General features: G+C 39.2%; 18 protein-coding genes. 17 read left to right on the forward strand and 1 reads right to left on the reverse strand.

Features of this window, described 5'->3' with window-relative positions:
* Positions 1-120 precede the first annotated feature (120 nt).
* From AC3E8G_RS02605 to rpsU, 16 genes are all read left to right on the forward strand, one after another.
* On the forward strand, positions 121-378 hold the full coding sequence (locus AC3E8G_RS02605) for a hypothetical protein (RefSeq protein WP_025195446.1): 258 nt from the start codon (positions 121-123) through the stop codon (positions 376-378).
* Complete coding sequence (locus AC3E8G_RS02610) at positions 371-3520, forward strand: VirD4-like conjugal transfer protein, CD1115 family (RefSeq protein ID WP_490676949.1); 3150 nt, start codon at positions 371-373, stop codon at positions 3518-3520. The genes AC3E8G_RS02605 and AC3E8G_RS02610 overlap by 8 nt, the downstream gene beginning before the upstream one ends.
* A 100-nt stretch (positions 3521-3620) precedes the next feature.
* Positions 3621-4100, forward strand: coding sequence for a hypothetical protein (locus AC3E8G_RS02615; protein ID WP_490676977.1), 480 nt, complete (start codon positions 3621-3623; stop codon positions 4098-4100).
* 117 nt (positions 4101-4217) lie between these two features.
* Positions 4218-6296 (forward strand): pLS20_p028 family conjugation system transmembrane protein, encoded by a 2079-nt coding sequence (locus tag AC3E8G_RS02620; RefSeq protein ID WP_490676950.1) that lies wholly within the window; start codon positions 4218-4220, stop codon positions 6294-6296.
* A 5-nt stretch (positions 6297-6301) separates the two neighbouring features.
* Positions 6302-6586, forward strand: a complete 285-nt coding sequence (locus AC3E8G_RS02625; protein WP_000883908.1) for a BRCT domain-containing protein — start codon at positions 6302-6304, stop codon at positions 6584-6586.
* A gap of 142 nt (positions 6587-6728) precedes the next feature.
* Complete coding sequence (locus AC3E8G_RS02630; protein ID WP_000343796.1) at positions 6729-7034, forward strand: DUF5592 family protein; 306 nt, start codon at positions 6729-6731, stop codon at positions 7032-7034.
* Positions 7034-7678, forward strand: a complete 645-nt coding sequence (locus tag AC3E8G_RS02635; RefSeq protein ID WP_000985696.1) for a TraC-like domain-containing protein — start codon at positions 7034-7036, stop codon at positions 7676-7678. The genes AC3E8G_RS02630 and AC3E8G_RS02635 overlap by 1 nt, the downstream gene beginning before the upstream one ends.
* Positions 7679-7687: 9 nt before the next feature.
* A complete protein-coding gene (locus AC3E8G_RS02640) occupies positions 7688-9637 on the forward strand; it encodes a virulence factor (RefSeq protein WP_017646917.1) in 1950 nt (649 codons plus the stop codon).
* Between the two features lie 13 nt (positions 9638-9650).
* Positions 9651-9911: a hypothetical protein gene (locus tag AC3E8G_RS02645; RefSeq protein WP_017646918.1), complete on the forward strand. Its 261-nt coding sequence runs from the start codon at positions 9651-9653 to the stop codon at positions 9909-9911.
* A gap of 13 nt (positions 9912-9924) precedes the next feature.
* Positions 9925-11253: a glucosaminidase domain-containing protein gene (locus AC3E8G_RS02650; RefSeq protein WP_490676952.1), complete on the forward strand. Its 1329-nt coding sequence runs from the start codon at positions 9925-9927 to the stop codon at positions 11251-11253.
* A 17-nt stretch (positions 11254-11270) separates the two neighbouring features.
* Positions 11271-11858, forward strand: a complete 588-nt coding sequence (locus tag AC3E8G_RS02655) for a hypothetical protein (RefSeq protein ID WP_241526323.1) — start codon at positions 11271-11273, stop codon at positions 11856-11858.
* Positions 11859-11996: 138 nt separating this feature from the next.
* Entirely contained in the window at positions 11997-12815 is an 819-nt protein-coding gene (locus tag AC3E8G_RS02660) for a ParA family protein (protein ID WP_017650617.1), read from the forward strand.
* Positions 12815-13093, forward strand: a complete 279-nt coding sequence (locus AC3E8G_RS02665; RefSeq protein ID WP_017646921.1) for a hypothetical protein — start codon at positions 12815-12817, stop codon at positions 13091-13093. The genes AC3E8G_RS02660 and AC3E8G_RS02665 overlap by 1 nt, the downstream gene beginning before the upstream one ends.
* A gap of 34 nt (positions 13094-13127) precedes the next feature.
* Positions 13128-13463: a hypothetical protein gene (locus tag AC3E8G_RS02670; RefSeq protein WP_017646922.1), complete on the forward strand. Its 336-nt coding sequence runs from the start codon at positions 13128-13130 to the stop codon at positions 13461-13463.
* A gap of 137 nt (positions 13464-13600) precedes the next feature.
* On the forward strand, positions 13601-14935 hold the full coding sequence (locus tag AC3E8G_RS02675; RefSeq protein WP_490676953.1) for an ISLre2 family transposase: 1335 nt from the start codon (positions 13601-13603) through the stop codon (positions 14933-14935).
* 411 nt (positions 14936-15346) lie between these two features.
* Complete coding sequence (rpsU, locus tag AC3E8G_RS02680) at positions 15347-15523, forward strand: 30S ribosomal protein S21 (protein ID WP_000048054.1); 177 nt, start codon at positions 15347-15349, stop codon at positions 15521-15523.
* A 101-nt stretch (positions 15524-15624) separates the two neighbouring features.
* Here the strand turns inward: rpsU and mscL are convergent, their stop codons facing one another.
* Positions 15625-16002 carry a large conductance mechanosensitive channel protein MscL gene (gene mscL, locus AC3E8G_RS02685; protein WP_048689389.1) on the reverse strand — a complete coding sequence of 126 codons (378 nt, stop codon included), beginning with the start codon at positions 16000-16002 and terminating at the stop codon, positions 15625-15627.
* A 238-nt stretch (positions 16003-16240) separates the two neighbouring features.
* On the opposite strand from mscL, the gene dnaG reads away from it, so the two are divergent.
* Positions 16241-18028, forward strand: coding sequence for a DNA primase (gene dnaG, locus AC3E8G_RS02690; protein ID WP_048789665.1), 1788 nt, complete (start codon positions 16241-16243; stop codon positions 18026-18028).

Raw genomic sequence — 18028 nt, forward strand, 5'->3', positions numbered from 1 at the left:
ATGAGCTATAAAAAGTTATATAACTTTTTGTACACTATTTTGACTTGTCCCCTTAACGCAGGAATTTCCATTATCCCTTATTCTAGGAGTGAATTAAAAACTAGAAGGGAAAATTTGCTTATGGTAAAACAACAAACGGATTATCAATCCGATGATTTAATGGCTGATTCCCTTCAGATAGAAAATTATCTGAAGCAAGGAAGAAGCTGCCACTTATGTACGGTTCATCTGGGAATTGAAGATGGTATTAGTTCCTATCTGGAACGCTACCAACTCGCTTCGCCTCAACAGAAATTTAAGATTTTTCTTTTTTCTACTTTCTATGGTCAGAAGATCCAGCGATTTTTAGAAGAAATTCGAGGTAAGCAATATGTTTAGTTGGTTAGAAGCTGTTTTTTATACTTTGGTCCAACTGGCAAGGGTGAATCGACTTAATGCTTTATTATTGATTAGCTTTTTAGCTTATCTTTGTTACCAGGGATATAAACTAGTCCGTCAACCGCTGATGACCTTTTTTCAGTTGATTAAAGGATGGATCGATGATAGGGATAACATTAAGAAGCGTATCCGACACAAAAAAGAAGAACTTATGAACCTTTGGAAACATCTTCAAGATATTGACTGGAAATCATCTGGCAAAGATAAAGGGAAAATGATTTGGTCGTTGGTCAAGCGACTTGCCACAGTGATCCCAGCTTTTGTATTCCTGCTGTTTGGAAACCTTATTTTTCGTCTGGTTTACACGTTGCCTTTTGTTAAACAGGATAGGAAACGGTTTGACAAGGAAATGAAACCCTTGCTCTACTTTAAAAACTATCGTAGTTTTGTTTTTATGGGGCTAGGTTTCAGCTTTATTGCTTTAATCCTGGCAAACTATCTAGTAACTGTTTTAAGGGCAGCTATCCGCTTCCTTTATTTCTCAGTCGTTACTATGAGAGATAATAGCCAGACAGTTACGTTTAATGTTGATAGCTTGTTGATTCAAAATCTGTTTAATATTAAGGTATTTGTTATTGCTCCTATTCTGGCCGTTCCTATCTTTATTATTGGGTTAATAGTTGCCTGGAAGTCTGCTTGGGTTAACTTTGAGCAGTACCGTGATTATAACCACAACGAAGAGGGGGATGATCGCTTTGCAACAGTCAAGGAGATTCATCAGCAGTATAAAAAAGTCCCCAATAAGACAGAAATCTATCCAGGTGAAGGTGGTATTCCTGTGCTTCATGAGGCAAGAAAGAACCTAACAGGATTAACTCTTGGCTCTCAAATGCTTTGGCAAAATCGCACGTTTAGCCGTTATCTAACAAACGCAGAAAGAATTTTAGGTATCTATGCAAAGGCTTCAGGAGATTATTACATTGAGGACAGCACTACGAATATGCTTGGTGTTGGTATGACTCGTTCTGGTAAAGGTGAAGGACATATCACAACAACGATTGATATTAATAGCCGTGCTGAAATCCAACCATCTATGGTTATCGCCGACCCTAAAGGAGAGCATTATCAATCTTCTTACAAGACCATGCGACGACGTGGCTATGATGTTAACGTCCTTTCCTTCCAAAATATGGACTGGTCAATGTCTTATAATCCTTTAGCGCTTGCGATTGACGCCGCTAAAAAGGGTTACTATGAGAAGACACAGACACGTGTCAATGCGGTTGCGGAAGCCATTTATCGTAAAACTAAGCCAGGTGTTGGCAATGGGAACGCCAAGTATTGGGAAGATACCTCTATTTCCCTCTTTAATGCGATTGCTATGGCTTTGATTGACCGAGCTAATGAAACTTTCAAGAATGGTGAAGCAGATGCCTGGGATACGGTCACAGTCCGTAATATTGCCAAATTCTTGACCGATTTAGGGTCAGAAGAAGTCTTTGTCAATGATTATGGGGATATTATTGAGAATCCAGACCGTGAGCAACAGGTCAAAAAGAAGTCTAAAATCACGGTTTACTTTGACAACTTACGGAAAATTAACCAGGAACAATTTTCTAAATTTAGAGATATGGCTGATCTCAACTTCAGATCATCTGATTTTGCCTCTGAAGAAACAAAAGGGAATGTCTTCTCAAGCATGATGTCAGGCATTAACCTCTTCTTGCAAGATAATATTGCCAAGCTCACCTCTAAAAATTCCATTGACTTAGAGTCAGTTGCTTTTCCACGTCGCCTGTCCATTAAGTTCCGTTCCAGTTCAAACGTTGCCATGCGTAATGAATACGCTCATAAGACAGCTAAAGTCACCATTACCAGCCAGACTGCTTGGGGTAAAGCTACACGACAAGTTACCCACGTGAAAGAAGCAACGGCTCTTATCGATGGGGAGGGCTATCTTACTTATGTGATTGAACCTAAGCTTCCTGATCAGTTCTTTGTAACGATTGACTTTAATCATCATAATAATGGCGATTCAAGTGTTCGTAATAAAATCTTCCAATTTTCAGCTGAGAAAGTCTACAAGAAGCATAGTAAGGTCATTGCTCTGGATGAATACACCAAGAAGCCCGTGCTAGACCATATCAAAGTGATTGTTTTGAACAAGCAGGAAGATAACCTTCTTCAAGAAGAAGACATTGACTTAGTTTATTCAGATAATCCTAAGGTGATTTACCTAGTAACTCCTCCAAACCGAACAGAATATAACAGCTTAGTTTCACTGTTCTTGGATCAGTTATTTAATGCCAATTATGAGTTAGCTCTTTCAAATGGTCGCAAGTGTGTTAACAGGATTCTTCATATTCTTGATGAGTTTACCAACATTCCTGCAATTCCTCACATGGATACTAAGATTTCAATTGGTCTTGGCCAAAATATTTTATACTATCTCTGGATTCAAAACCTAGAGCAGTTAACGGATAAATATGGAGAGCATACAGCCAAAACTATCAGGGAAAATTGTTCTGTTCAGATTTATATTAAGTCAACGTCTGGAGATACGAATACTGCCTTTAGTAAGGACTTGGGAACACGTACGATCACACGTCGCAGACGTTCCAGCAATATCCTAGACGAAGCTAACCCTAACGTGTCTATTGAGAATCCTAAACAAGAATTACTGACACCTACCCAGTTAGCCAAACTCCAAGAAGGAGAAGCGGTTATCCTACGGGGGGTTAAAGGCCGAGATAATGCAGGTCGCAAGGTTACGACAGATCCGATTTTCCTACATGAAAAGACAGCTTTCCCATATCGCTATATGTTCCTTCAGGATGAGTTTGACCACTCTATGACCTTTGCTGATATTCCAGTAGAAAGTGACCATAGGGAGCTTGACCTGCAAGATATAGCAGTAGGAGCACAAAACACCTTCAGCAAGATTATTGACTGGCGGATGGCCTTAACAGACCGTATGAGGACTAATGAGGAAACACCTCAATTAGCTCCAAGGAAACAAGCAGTTAAACCGCTAAGTCAAGCCCAATTTACTTCTCCAGCAGACTTAACTCAAGCTGTGATCGCGGAAGTTTTCGATGAGGACGACGATAACGCTGGATTCTTTGTAGACGATATGATATAACAAGATGGATAAAAAGTTATATAACAATGTATATAAACTATTGAACAGAAGTTGTATTTCTGTTATAATGGAGGCAAGAAAAAGCTGGGAGAAAATTATTATGAAGTTGAAAAAAATATTAAGTTTTTTAGTATTAGCTATTGCTATTATTGCACTGGCAGCATGTGGCAAGAAATCGACTGAGGATATCATCAAAACTGAATTAAAGGATAGCTATTTGGGTTCATCTTCAGTATCTGCTTATGATGGTCTAGTTTTTTCAGGTGGTAGACAAGAACTTATTTTTGATAAAAAGAATAAAACAATAAAGAGTGGTGACAAAGAAATTTATTACAAGGTGGTTTCGGATAAATCACTACCTACTGAGCCTAAAGTTGCTCTAAAGGAATTAGAGAAAGAACTAGATGGTAAAAATAATTTTACAATTGTTATAAGCTATCAAAAAGATAACCTGGATAATTCTGATTCTTTTTATCAGATTGTTTTATCTGAAGGTGGGAAAAAAATAAGAATCATAGAACTACGTAGAGATTACGCAGTAGAGGGTGGATATTTCGATTTTGCAGGAGAAAGTGAATAAAATTTTAAAAGTCTCATTTCGAGGCTTTTTTCTTTTCCTGTGACTTGTCCCCTTAACGCAAGAATTTTTATTATCCCTTACGATGAAGGTATCTTATATAGAAAGTAGGTATCTTTATTGTCATATCAAACCTTTTCTGACCTCGTTAATGAGGTCAAGAATATGAATGGTGATATTACAGGCGAAAATGGTGAGAAAGTGGCTCAGTTTTACTCGTACTGGAGTAACTACCTGGACTCTACCCCAGCATTTCTTTCCTTTCTAGCTTATATCCCTGGCGCTATCGCTAAAGCCTTATACTCGATTACAGCTAGCCTTGAACATGTCTTTAATAATATGTTTAAGCTCTTTGGATTATTTGGCTATTTAGGGGATAGTAACACGGTTATAGGCAAATTCTTCTTCTGGTTTCAGGTTCTTGGGACCACCCTCTTTAGCCTGATTCTCGTTGTTTCGGCGATAACTGGAGTCTTCACTAAACCCGTGAAGTACAAGGGTGTGATTACCAATTTCCTTTTGGTAACCATGGTAACGTCAGTCTTGCCTTTAGCTTTAACAACCATTTCTACTACCATTGCGCAGGATGCTATGAATATCCAAACGGTATCCAGTGAGGCACCAGATGGTAGTAAGCAGTATTCTTCTTTAGCTATCCAGCCGATGAAGAATAATATCGTTGATCTCAAAGTATTGATTGACAACGACTTTTCAACGGAACTTTTTCCGCTGGATGACTATGGTTATATAAAGCCTCCTAGAGAGGGGTCAACACCTGTCAATAATATTACGGATAGTCCAGATAAGCGAGATACAACCGACTTTGCGACACGAATTGATTTTGGAGCAACTTATGGGACAACTAATACAAAGCTGCTTGATGAGTTTGAAGATAAGCATAGTGGGATGAAAGGTCTGTTTTTGCATAAATTGAATGCTAATCAAAATGGAGTTGAAACTATAACTGAACACCGTATCGTGGGACAATTGAACGCTTTTGAGCACGTCTACATGCGTTATCATGTCAACTGGATAGGAATGTTCATGCAATACATTATCCTGATTGTCTTGTTGATTGCTATGTCCATCAAATTTGTTAAGTCAGTCTTTGATATTCTCATTGAAGGTCTGATTTCTCCTATTCAGGGATATTCGTCTTTATCCAATTCTAAGAAATATAAAGAGCTTCTCCGTACCATGGGAGGAGCGCTTGCAGGTATTTTCTTTGAAGTAGTGATTATGCGTGTCACTCTTGAAATCTGTCGTGATTTACCAACCTTGTCTGTATCAGCGGTTACGAAGCTATCAGGTGGCTTCTTTGATGGTCTTAATATGTGGGAACAATGTCTTGCAGCTTCGCTTGTTTACATCGGTATCTTCTTTGCAGCTATGCAAGGGGTAACGATGATTGAACGTTGGCTTGGTGTATCAACTGGCCACAGTGATACAGCTCAACAATTACTCGGAGCTATGATGATGGGTAATGCCTTTGCGACTGGAGCAGGAGCTATCGGTCATGGTATGATGGGTATTGGTGGCTTTGGTATAGATATGGCTAAAAAAGCCCCTGGAGCTGTTACAGCAGGAAGTAAAGTTATTGGAAATAGTCTAGCCACAACTGGAGGCGGTATTCGAGGAGCATGGAATGCTGTCAAAGATCAAGGTGTTGTGAATGCTGCTAAAGGCGGTTTGAGTAATATGTTCAGTGCTGCTGACCTTGCAGGTAAAGAAGCTGTCGGTAAAGTAAAAGACTTTGCAGGTGGCGTAGCTGATAACTTAGGTCAAAAAGAACAGGCTGCTCATGATGCTGTCTATAGAGGTCTGAAAGATCATAGCTATCCAGAAGAAGTCAAACCTGTATCACCATTTGATCCAGATGCTTCGGCTGGCTTTGAATCACTTTCAGATGCTGGCCCAGCTGGCGGTGGCATTACAGATCCTACATTACCTTCTTCAGAACCATCTGGTGAAGTGTTTAGTGGGGTTAGTGATCCCACACCTTCAGTAGATAATCCGCCGTTTCCAAACGCTACAGGAGATACGCCGAAAAAGTTTGAAGGAACCCCTTCACACAAGCAGAACTTTCAAAAATCAATGCACCAAATGAGTTATATGAACCAACAAATGCAGCAAGCAGGTCAGCGGATGCAGGGTCAAAGTCACATTAAAGGTGCAGAAATCGATGAAAGTGACGAATAACGTCTATGCTTGATTTTAGGGGAAAGGTTGTTGTGGTTACAGGAAGTCTACGTCCAATGACAAGACAAGATGTCATATCCTTTTTAGAAGAAAGAGGAGCTGTCGTTCAGAACTATGTCTCCAGTCAAACGGATGTCTTACTTGCTGGCCACAAACAATTAGATCTCTTTGAGCCAGACAGGAGGTCTAAGAAGTATGAAGCAGCATTATCACGAATAGCTGAAGGACAAGTGATTACTATTTTTTCAGAAGAAGAATTTTTCAATTTCGTGAAGAAGTCTCAGTCTTGAGGCTTCTTTTTTATATACAAAGATATATAACTTTTTATATAAAAACTATTCGAAACTCTCAGCTGGAGATGGTTTGTCCCCTTAACGCAAGAATTTTCATTATCTCTTAAGATGGAACTATTAAGAGAAAGGAGATGGATAGATGGATGAAAAATATGGGGTCCCACGTGACATCTATGCCAAAGTAAAAATCATAGGTCTTTTCATGGCTGATATTGTGTTTGTAGGAGGTTCTGCGGTTGCTGCTCTTTCAGTAGGAACAAAGATTTTTCCTACAAGCCAATGGCCACAATTAATAGCCTTCATACTATTAACACCGCTGATGTGTCTTTATCTGGTTTTGCCAACCAATGGTGGGAAGAAGAATTGGCAAAGCATGTTTCTCTTTTTTAGGAGACGACGCAAACGTTATATCAGCCTAAATTACCAGAGAGGAGTTAAACGTTAATGGCGATTAAACAAAATCAATCCCAGCCTGAAGTCAAGCGACAATTGGGACGTAAGCAAGAAAAAAAGCAAAGTCAAGAATATTTTGATCTCCATTCTTGTGTAGAGTTGCTGGATGTCAAATCAATTATTGATAATCGTCAAGCCTACATTCAATTGGTCGATTATGGCTATCTTCAACTGATGGAGATACCAGGAAAAGACTTAGGTTCACTTTCATATAACGAGATCCGACGTACGATTGATAATTTTGAAAAATGGTTGACTGACTTTAATACTGATATTCAGATTGAGACAACCACTTTGCCAACTAATACAGATACTCAGATTATGGATCTACGTCACCATTTAAGTCTGGTTCGTCAGGAAATGGCCAAGCTCTTGCCTGATTCACGTCGCTATATGCAGCTGCATGATCGGGAGTTGCTGCTGAGAAATGAAATTCAGGTAGAAGAGAGCATCCAACAGGAGATCTATAACACTGAGTTCATTCTATGGCTCTTTGCACCGACGACTACAGAATTAGATGATTTGGTGCGTAAGGCTAAGTCTTATGGAAATAATGATTTTGTTCCTCAAGAAATAACCAGGGTTAAGAAAGAACAAATTATCAAGCAGTTTAACAACATGAATGAAAAAGTATAGGAGGAGAACATGCCAGAACTATCAAAGCGCAGACAACGACAGCTGAAAGCACAAGGCTATGATCTTGCTTTTCTCAGTCGCATTCAACCACAAGGAAATATTGACTTTAAAAAAGATGACCGCTCCTGGATGAGTGGTGACGGTTATCATACCGCCCTTCATTTTTACGAGTACCCGTCAGAAGATTTAGATCGTTTCTGGTTATCTGACTTGATGTTGATTCCTGGGACACGTTCTTTCTTGTCCCTCTATCGAGCAAATAATAAAGAACTGAAGCAAGAAATTAAAGATGCCATTGAAGAAAAATCAACTCGTATTACAGGTAACAGTAAAATCGTTGATAACCAACAAGAATTAGATGAAATCAAGGATCTGACTCAGCTGGATCGTGATATTACGAAGAAAAATATTGCGATGCTAGGAATGTACGTCCGAAACTATTCCTCTGCCTCAACTAAAGAAGATTTGTTTAAAAAAGTTGAGGATATTAAAGATAAGACGTCAAATTTTAAGTCAACGATTCTCTCAGGGGAGTTGGATTTTGAATATCATGCCCCTTTTATCCCAGCACAGTATCAAATAGATTTGCCTAATCGCAGACGTGGGATTCCTATTAGAGCACATGATCTAGCAGGTGGTTATTTCTTTAATCACACTAAGCTAGAGGATCAAAGAGGCGTTTATATGGGCTGGACACCGACGAAGGGAGCTGTCAATTTCAACTTCCTAGAACGTGATGAACGCCGAACTCGCTCATTTATGATCATTTCAGGGAACCCTAAGATGGGCCAACGCTCATTCCTTTTGAAGCATACGGACGGTCTTTATGCCAAAGGGAACTATATTCGTAACTTTGATGCTAACGGTGCTTTCCTGGAGCAAACAAGACAGCAACATGGGGTTATCTTGGATTTATCAGGTGAAGCTAACCGTATCAACATTTTCCAAGTTTTTCCAACGGTTACCAACGAGGAAGGAACAGAGATCGATAAGAAGAAATCTTATAACCTTCATATCCAGAAACTCAAGAGCATCTTCAAGCTACTAAACAGTGAAGTAACAGGTGATGACCTAACAACTTTCGGTAGTATGCTGAATGAATTTTATATTGAAGAAGGCTTATGGGCACGTAATCCTAAGCTGAATCCAGAAAAGCTAAAGGCTACGGACTTAGTAAATGAAGAATATCCTATTCTATCTGATTTTATTCTGTATGCGGAAGACTATAAGCGTAGTCTAATGAGCCAAGGGAAGCCTGATGAAATCGCAATTAAATCTGTTAATCGTATCTATAATACCTTTAATGAGCTTCTCACAACGAATGCGGAGATGTTTGAAGGAACAACAGAATTTCAAGATATTTCTTCAGAGCAAGTAGTAACCTTTGATTTTTCAGGACTTAAAGGCACCCCTCACTTGCTCAATGCTCAAATCTTTTCAGTATTGTCCTTAGTTTCAGCCGATATTGTCAACAATGGTAAACGCTGTAAGCAGCTCCTAAAATCTAATTCTCATCTTACTGAGATGGATATGGAACACTATGTCGTTAATATCAGTGAGGCGCAAACATTGATCAATCCTAAGTATGAAAGCAGCGTTGAATTACTGGCAGATATGATTGATTCCATGGGAGAAAACTTTGCAGGTGTTGTTCTATCAGTTAACTCTCTGAGGGGGATTCTCTTTGAATCTGGAGTAGGAAACCATAAAGATCCATACGTGACAGCTGTTCAACGTATTTTCGGACTGATGCAATACCGTGTTTTTGCTCAGACAGATGAAACAAGTATTCCATTACTTACCAATGCCTTGGCTGGGTCTATGAATCAGTCAGAGTTAGAGACGCTGCCACGTTTGACGAAAGGACAACTGTTTATGAATATCGCAGGTGTCGGGAACTTGGTCTTCAACCAGCAGCTTCTAGCTCCTGAAGTACAACGCTATGGCGGTATCCAATAGAAAGGGGAATGACATGTCAAAAAAGGATCCACAAAAACTAGGACCAATCGCAAGACGAAAGCAGGCTATAAATAATTACATCACTATCCGAAAGGTAAGGAATCAGGAAATTAGGGACTATTTTGCTTCTGAAGAAGAACCTGATCCAGATCGTTTAGCAGAACAGAAAGCACGTGATCAAGAATTTCTAAGAAGTTTGAAAAAAATTGGAATTGGCTTTGTTATTTTCTTAATTGTTTATGCCATCTTAAAAACGATTCTTGGCTTATGGTAGTACGAGGTAAGACATGAAAAAAGCAGTTTACTTAAAAATACTACTTCCTCTTGTCTCCCTAGTCTTTGTCATCAGCGTAAGTGTATCGATACTAGCAGGAATTTTAGGGGCTGTTAGTAGCTCTAATTCAGATTGTTCAACAGAAGTTTCTACGTCAACGTCAACGACCACATCTGTCTCCTCAGGTGATGGTTCAATTGATTCTTTTGTTAAGGAACATAAAGAAGCTTATATCCTCTCCTGGAAAGCTGGAGGCTTTCTACCATCTGCATCGATAACGCAGACGATGATTGAGAATGGCTTTAACTTCTCTAACCCTAACGGAACATCTTTCTGGCAAGCCCATAATATGGGAGGGGTTAAAACCTCTAGCAAGGATAATTTCCCTGTCACGCTTGCAACTTATGGTGAAAATAGTGTTGACCTTTCAGGAACGAAGCCTGGGGCCAACGTCGGAGATGGAACAGGTGGCGCATATACCTGGTTTGCAAGTTATGATGCTGGTATTGTCGGTAAGGCTGAGTTTATGGCTCACCAATCCCTTTATACGAAGGCTATTAACAATACAGATGGTGTGGCAACTTTAAGTGCTATCGCAGATGGTGGCTGGGCTACTGATGGCACCTATAAAACCAAGCTTGTTGATATGTATAATACGCTTGGAAAACAGTATGAGTGGCTGGATAAGGAAGCGATTAGTGCTCATGGAGAAAAGCCTTACAAAGCGACAGCATCTTCACCTGGAGACAGTAGCAACGCCCCATCTGATACTTCTACCGACAGCGATATTTCTTCAGATTGTAGTGATTCTTCCTCTTCAGAAAGCGCAACAGATGGGACAGGAACAGTTCCAGCTGATGCAACAGCTTGGGGTTATAAACCAGATGATCTTCCAGATAGTTTGAAGCAGTATATTATTGATCCATCGAAGAATGGACTAACCTATAAAGGGCCAACTGGTTGGGTTGAACATTCAGGCCAATGTGTGGATCTCACGGTTAGTCTTGGAAATCAGATATGGGGTGGTTCAGGAACTGTTATTGGTAATGGTGATAGACAGGCAAGCTCCTGGGCAAGTACTCGATTTGGAAATAGTACGAAAACGAGTCCTAAACGTGGTGCGATCTTCTCGACTAACGCAGCAGCTAATCACACAGGGATTGTCTGTCATGTGTTTGAAGATGGTTCCATCTTGATTGTCGAACAGAACACTCCTTTATCAGGAATCAATAAATATGGAGTAATTGATACTTGGAACTATCGTGTTGTTAGTCCATCAACACAAAAGTCAGATGGTTTTCATTACGCCTACCCTGATAATAAAGAACCTAAAATCAAATAAAGAAAAGAAGGAATATCATGTTTAATTGGATTAAGGAGAACATCATTATGGTTTTTGTTGTTATTCTATTAGTTGCCTTGGCAGGATTCGGTATATTTTCTAAGTTTAAAGAAAGTACTCATAGACCTCCTCAGACAGAGCAAGTCTCAAATAAACCAAAGAAAGAGGATTCAGATCCTCCTAAAGAAGAAACAGCGGACGAAAAGAACTATCGAACAGCTAAATTGAAGTTAGAACACCCTTACTCAGAGAGTAGCGAGGAAAAGAAGCAACAAGTCCTTAAAGCCTTTGATGAAGCTATTGGTGATATTAAGAAATTAGGTCATCTGTCAAAAGTCAAAGGTACTTTAGAAAATCATCTTTCAATGAGTCAAGCAGGAATGGTTCAAACCCTTGCAATGGTTCTTCTGATAAATGATTATGAATACCAATCATCTAAACTAGAAGTGATGCCATCTGAAAATGAAGATGTTGTTCAATTTCTGATTGTTCTGACAAAGGATGGAGAAGATAATTGCTATTTCGTAGGAAATTTCAATACAACAGTTAATCAAATTCAGCTGAAATCCTATGTTGGCGGCAATATTGGTGGTACCTATGGATAGGGAATAAAAAATACACAAAAAGTTATATAACTTTTTGTGTATTTTTTATTGACAAAGGTTAGCGTATAAGATGAAATAGAGATATAAGAAGTTATATAACAATTTATATAACTAATCGCAAGTAAAGGGAGTGTTTTTATGAAGATTCAAACAACGAACCTCGATAAAGGGGGCGGTGGAAAAAGTAGCCACACGTACAATGAGGGAGACTGGTTGTCACGTGTCAAAAATAAGCGTACCTTGTTAATTGATGGAGCTAGAGAATGTAACTTAACGCATTCCTTTGATGTAACGAGTGAAAAGACAATCTATGATATTTTTACAACCGGGGAATATGAAATTTGTCGGATCAATGATAACCTTAGTTTGATTCGTGGAGATGAACGACTAACAGATGAACAGTTAGATTTAGCCAGTCGAAATAACAAATACCTTCAGTTGTTTATGTGGTTCAGTGAACATTATGAAGAGTTAGCTGAACAATTTGATATTATCTTGATTGATACTCACAATGATGAAAGCCTAGTGACTGCAAACTTTATTGCTGTTTCAGATATTGTTTTAGGAGTAACGGATGCGTCCACAAATGGTTTTCGTGCTTGGTTGGCTCTTAAGAAGTTTGTCGATTACATCAAGAGTGAAGCTGTTGAAGTTATCACAAAGAAAAGCTATGTGAAAGCTGATGCTTATCTCATTGGTAATAAAATCGAGTACTACGGTAATAATGTGACAGATACCTGCAAACAATTTTTGGATGTTGTCCAGGAAGATGAAGCCTATCTGGGCTCCATTCAGAAAAAAGAACTGGTGGCCAAAAGTTTAGTCATTAACCAAAGTGTTTTTGAACAACGTGAACAAATGACTGCTAAACAAAAACAAGATCACCAGAAATTTTATGATAATATAGAGTATGTCTATGAAAACATTTTAACAGTACTAGAAAGAGAGGTTGCCTAATGTCTGATAATCGCTTTGCTCAATTAAGGGATAATTTTGAAAAAGAACCACCTAAGCGACGTGTTCCAACGCCTCGCACAACGGCAGCTCAAAAGGCTCCTGAGAGCTATAATAAAAAAGGGCGTTATCCATTTTCGCTGCATTATGATGTCCGTTATGAGAAGCTTGAAGAGCTTGTCGCATTCCATGGAGCTAAGTCAGCTTCAGATTATCTGGAAAAAGTAATTGTCCAGGAATGGGAGAAGATGCAGCGGAAGCTCAAGAATCAGGAAAGATAAGGCTTATTCCATATATGACCCAAGGAGAAAGACTATGATTATTTTTATTTCCATCAAAAAATTTGTTCAAACTTTCTGGTGGTTGATAGCAGCAATAGCGCTGTATATCTTCTATCAGTCTATTGGTTTAAATATGTTCTTCTTGCTAGTTATTGGATTGCTAGCACTGAAGTTTGTTCCTGTTCTAGTATTGCCAATTATCATCATTGCTATAGGAGTCCATTTCTCAGGCGGCTTTTCGTTCATTGCAGACTTTTTAGAAACAGGGATTCTTATGCTAATAGGTCTCCCTTTTGCCCTCATCACTGGGCTGTTTATTGATGAACAGATAAGAGCCATTAAAGATGCTAAAAAGCTAAAAACTAAATAATGGTTCAACGTAGGAGTCCTTCCATCATCTGCTGGAAGGGCTTTTTTAATTCAGAATTAAAATATATTTGAAAAGAAAATGCTGAATCTATAAAATAAGGCTCGTTATTTCAAAATTAAAGGAGAGGAAGAGGGCAAATGACGACCTTTGATGAAAGAGAACTGAAGGAGCAGCTATCTGAGCAAAATGCGATTAACTTTTATGACTTTGTGACCAAGTATGACGATCAGATGGTCCCAGTTATGAAAGCTAGAGGATACACGTGTGTACATTCTATGGAACGTACAGTTGCTTTTACGTTTGGGGAATTTACCTTCCGTCGCCGTCGATGGAAGAAGGGGGATAAATGGGTAGTTCCAGTAGATGAAAAACTAGGACTAAAGAAGAATGTTCGATTCTCCTGGGAATTTATGTATCAGATTGCTAGATTATCTACGATGATGCCTTATGATAAAGTCACGCAGGTTATTCAACTGACTTATCACATTACGATCACTAAGCCTACAGTAGTTCAAGCCGTTAAGCTTTGTGATAAGCTGCTTGAAGAACGTGCAGCTTATCGTTTCTATGAGGAGTCTATTAATCGAGACAAACAAAAAGTCGATGTTATCTATATTGAAGGTGATGGTGTTATGGTAAAGGCACGTGATGTCGATACAGATAATCGTCATTATGATTTGTCTCATTTCGTAGTGCATACAGGAAGTCATAAAGTTGGGAGTAACCGCTTTGAACTGAAGGATAAAAAGGAATTTGTAGCCCTGGATAATCGCTTAGTTAGGGAACAAGTCTTGGATTACCTTTACAATACTTATGAGATAACTGACCAAACATTGCTGATCACTAATTCTGATGGTGGTCACGGTTATACACCCTATATTTTTAAAGAGATTGCTAAGGCGCTAAAAATCAAACTACATGAGCATTTTTGGGACGAGTATCACGTAAACCAGAAACTAAAAAAGTTCTTCAAGCCCTATTCAGAGGAGCTTCTTGATAGAGCTTTTCAAGCGATTAAGCAACATGACAAAGGGAAGCTTCGTACAGTTCTTGATACAACTGAAGCATTGGTTTTGACTGAAGAAGAACTGGAAGCTTTTGAAGATTTTAAAAGAAAGCTGCTTAATAATTTTCAGTACACTAAACCAGCAGAGCTACGAGGCTTCAGTCATGCAGGTATAGGCATTATGGAAAGTCAACATAGAAAGATTACGTACCGAATGAAGAAACGTGGTATGTACTGGACAGTTTGGGGAGCTGAAACCATGAGCCAAATCATTGTACTTAGCTACGAGGATAAACTACGAGACTTATTTTTTGGTTCCTGGAGAGAAGATTATAAAAAATTAGTTGAGTTAGAATCATTGTCAGCTGGAGCTTTCAAGATAAAATTAAATCAAATTGAGCGAGAATATAGCCTTCATAAGTTGAGTAAAAAGGAAAGTCTACGAGCTTATTGGACAAATAAATAGATAAAAAGATATATAACAAGTTATATAAAAACAACCTTTCAAAAGAAAGGCTTTTTGTGCTACAAAATTGAAGAAAATACTTGCTTAGTGGGTTTAGGTGTGTTATAATTTAACTAACTTAATCGAATAAAAAAAGACGAAGGTGCGTCAACACCTCCGCCTTACCGAGTAAGAACCTCACCTTCTTACTCAGTCTTTAATTAATGATACAGGATAAATGTATCACTGTCAAGACTGAGCAAGAAAAATTGTTCGGTCTTTTTGTTTACAACTCGGTTACAAGTTCTTCTCATAAGCCATGGATGAACATTCTAAAAAATTCTACCGCATACTTCCTTTAACTTTTTCTTGACAATCTACAGAATTCCGTGTAGAATAGAATAGATCTTGAACTTGAAGGGAGTGAAAAACATGTCAAAAACAGTAGTACGTAAGAATGAATCTCTTGACGATGCTCTTCGTCGTTTCAAACGCGCGGTTACTAAAGCTGGTACTCTTCAAGAAACACGCAAACGTGAATTCTATGAAAAACCTTCTGTAAAACGTAAACGTAAATCAGAAGCAGCTCGTAAACGTAAAAAATTCTAATTGAATACAAGAACAGACTTCGGTCTGTTTTTTGTTTCTCTAGAAAAATTGAAGATAAAAAACCCGACCTTCTAGCTAGAAGATCGGATCTTTTTATCTGATTATTTGTTTGCAAGCAAGTCGCGGATTTCAGCAAGCAACTCTTCTTGAGTAGGAGCAGCTTCTTCTTCAGCAGCTTCCTCTTTTTTACCAAGGTTTTGAGCTTTCTCAGCAGCTTTTACTACGAAGAAAAGAACAGTACCAACAACAAGGAAGTTGATAACAGCGCTCAAGAAGCTACCGTAAGCAACACCGTTCCATGACAATTGTGCAATCTTTTCAACACCAGCAGCTTTCATAGCTGGGTTCAAAATAAGTGGAGTGATGATATCGTTAACAAATGATGTTACGATAGCTCCAAATGCAGCTCCGATAACGACTGCGACAGCAAGGTCAACAATATTCCCACGAAGGAGAAAAGCTTTCAAATCTTTTAACATATCCTAAATATGTCCTTTCATAATAAATTTTACAGAGCATAGTATAACTAAAATTTTTTTCGTATTCAATAAATATGCTCAAATTTTTTTAAAAAGTTGATTTAAGAAAAATGGAGGCTTTCAAAACTCAGGAAAAATGTGGAAAAATCGGGTGAAAATCAATGCGGATGATTTACAATTGACAAAAATTAGTTTAAAATAGTTAATGATATTCTATGGTAAAATGGAGGCACTGTTTATGGTTGACAAACAACTGATTTCAGAAATAAAAAACAGTGTGAATATTGTAGATGTAATCGGAGAAGTCGTTCAATTGACAAAGGCAGGACGAAACTTTTTAGGTCTCTGCCCTTTTCATGGTGAAAAGACGCCTTCTTTCAATGTGGTCGAGGATAAACAATTCTATCATTGTTTTGGTTGTGGTCGCTCAGGCGATGTTTTTAAGTTTATCGAAGACTATCGTGGTGTCTCCTTCATGGAAGCTGTTCAAATTGTCGGAGATCAGGTGGGCATTCGTGTCCAGACTCTTCCTCCAAGTCAGTCTAGGCCCCAACAAGCAGATGAGAAACAGCCCTTCTATGAAATCCATCAAGAGGCTGCCAAGTTCTATCATGCCATCCTGATGACGACAAAGATGGGTGAAGAGGCTCGGCAATACTTGTATGATCGAGGCCTTGATGATGAGGTTCTTCGGCATTTTCAAATAGGGCTTGCACCAGCAGAAGGAAATTATCTGCTTCAGAGTGTTTCAGGGAAGTTTTCAGAAAATATTCTGGCCGACTCAGGTTTATTTCATATTAGTGATAGGGGGATCATGTATGATGCGTTTCAAGATCGCATCATGTTTCCCTTGTCGGATGATACTGGCCGAGTCATTGCCTTTTCTGGTCGACTCTGGCGTGAATCAGCTGAGGGAGCAAAGCCTCAGGGGAAATACAAGAACAGCCGCGGTACGCTCCTTTTTAACAAGAGTTATGAGCTCTACCATTTGGACAAGGCCAAGCAGGTCGCTAAGAAGAACCATGAGCTTTATCTGATGGAAGGATTCATGGATGTCATCGCAGCCTACCGAGCTGGGATTGAGAATGCCGTTGCTTCTATGGGGACAGCCCTCACGCAGGAACATGTGGCTCATCTGAGCAAATTTACCAAAAAGGTTATCTTGGCCTATGATGGGGATAAGGCGGGAAGGCTGGCGACAGCAAAAGCTTTGGAGGTCCTGGAAAAACAGGAGGTAGAGGTTGTTCAAATTCCTGATCAGATGGACCCAGACGAGTATCTCAATAAGAATTCTCCTCAGGCTTTGGCGGATTTATTGGAAAAAACACGTCTCAGTCGCGTAGAGTTTCTCATGGATTATTGGAAGCCAGATAATATTGAAAATTTGCAGGCGCAGATTGAATTTGTCGAAAAAATGGCTCCCTTAATTGCTCAGACGCCATCTGTAACGGCACAGAATACCTATATTTATAAATTAGCCGATCTCTTGGTCGACTTTGATTATATGCAGGTAGAACAGACGGTTAATGCTAGTCGCCTTCAGATGCGTAGCCAACGTCAGGAGCAAGGACAAGTTCAGGCCCAGGATCCAGTTGCTAGTCCAACTGTTGTCCAAAAGCAACTGCCTCGTCTGGTCCGGGCGGAGAATCATCTCCTTCATCGGATGAATGCTTTTCCTTATGTTTTGAATGAATATCGTCTTCGGACAGATTTTTCATTTGATACCCCTGCCTTACAGACCTTGTACCAACTTCTTTGTCAAAATGGAGAAGTGACATCGCAGGATTTGTCAGAGCAGACAGAGGAAGTGCAACGGGCCTGGTATCTGATGTTAGAAGAAAATTTACCGGATGAAATAGCGGAGAATGAGTTGGAAGAAGTGGAAGAAACGAGAAAACGGGAGCTTCTTCGCAAAGAAAGTCAACAAATAGGAAAGAAAGTCCGAGAAGCCTCTCACAGCGGAGATGCGGATCAGGCTTTATTGGAACTCGAGCGCTTAATCGCTCAAAAAAGAAGAATGGAGTAG

This window comes from Streptococcus sp. SCPM-O-B-15294 (M123) (genome assembly GCF_058200455.1).

Coding starts and splice junctions, on each gene's coding strand:
- AC3E8G_RS02605 (WP_025195446.1), top strand. CDS start 121: ATGGTAAAACAACAAACGGATTATCAATCCGATGATTTAATGGCTGAT.
- AC3E8G_RS02610 (WP_490676949.1), top strand. CDS start 371: ATGTTTAGTTGGTTAGAAGCTGTTTTTTATACTTTGGTCCAACTGGCA.
- AC3E8G_RS02615 (WP_490676977.1), top strand. CDS start 3,621: ATGAAGTTGAAAAAAATATTAAGTTTTTTAGTATTAGCTATTGCTATT.
- AC3E8G_RS02625 (WP_000883908.1), top strand. CDS start 6,302: ATGCTTGATTTTAGGGGAAAGGTTGTTGTGGTTACAGGAAGTCTACGT.
- AC3E8G_RS02630 (WP_000343796.1), top strand. CDS start 6,729: ATGGATGAAAAATATGGGGTCCCACGTGACATCTATGCCAAAGTAAAA.
- AC3E8G_RS02635 (WP_000985696.1), top strand. CDS start 7,034: ATGGCGATTAAACAAAATCAATCCCAGCCTGAAGTCAAGCGACAATTG.
- AC3E8G_RS02640 (WP_017646917.1), top strand. CDS start 7,688: ATGCCAGAACTATCAAAGCGCAGACAACGACAGCTGAAAGCACAAGGC.
- AC3E8G_RS02645 (WP_017646918.1), top strand. CDS start 9,651: ATGTCAAAAAAGGATCCACAAAAACTAGGACCAATCGCAAGACGAAAG.
- AC3E8G_RS02650 (WP_490676952.1), top strand. CDS start 9,925: ATGAAAAAAGCAGTTTACTTAAAAATACTACTTCCTCTTGTCTCCCTA.
- AC3E8G_RS02655 (WP_241526323.1), top strand. CDS start 11,271: ATGTTTAATTGGATTAAGGAGAACATCATTATGGTTTTTGTTGTTATT.
- AC3E8G_RS02660 (WP_017650617.1), top strand. CDS start 11,997: ATGAAGATTCAAACAACGAACCTCGATAAAGGGGGCGGTGGAAAAAGT.
- AC3E8G_RS02665 (WP_017646921.1), top strand. CDS start 12,815: ATGTCTGATAATCGCTTTGCTCAATTAAGGGATAATTTTGAAAAAGAA.
- AC3E8G_RS02670 (WP_017646922.1), top strand. CDS start 13,128: ATGATTATTTTTATTTCCATCAAAAAATTTGTTCAAACTTTCTGGTGG.
- AC3E8G_RS02675 (WP_490676953.1), top strand. CDS start 13,601: ATGACGACCTTTGATGAAAGAGAACTGAAGGAGCAGCTATCTGAGCAA.
- rpsU (WP_000048054.1), top strand. CDS start 15,347: ATGTCAAAAACAGTAGTACGTAAGAATGAATCTCTTGACGATGCTCTT.
- mscL (WP_048689389.1), bottom strand. CDS start 16,002: ATGTTAAAAGATTTGAAAGCTTTTCTCCTTCGTGGGAATATTGTTGAC.
- dnaG (WP_048789665.1), top strand. CDS start 16,241: ATGGTTGACAAACAACTGATTTCAGAAATAAAAAACAGTGTGAATATT.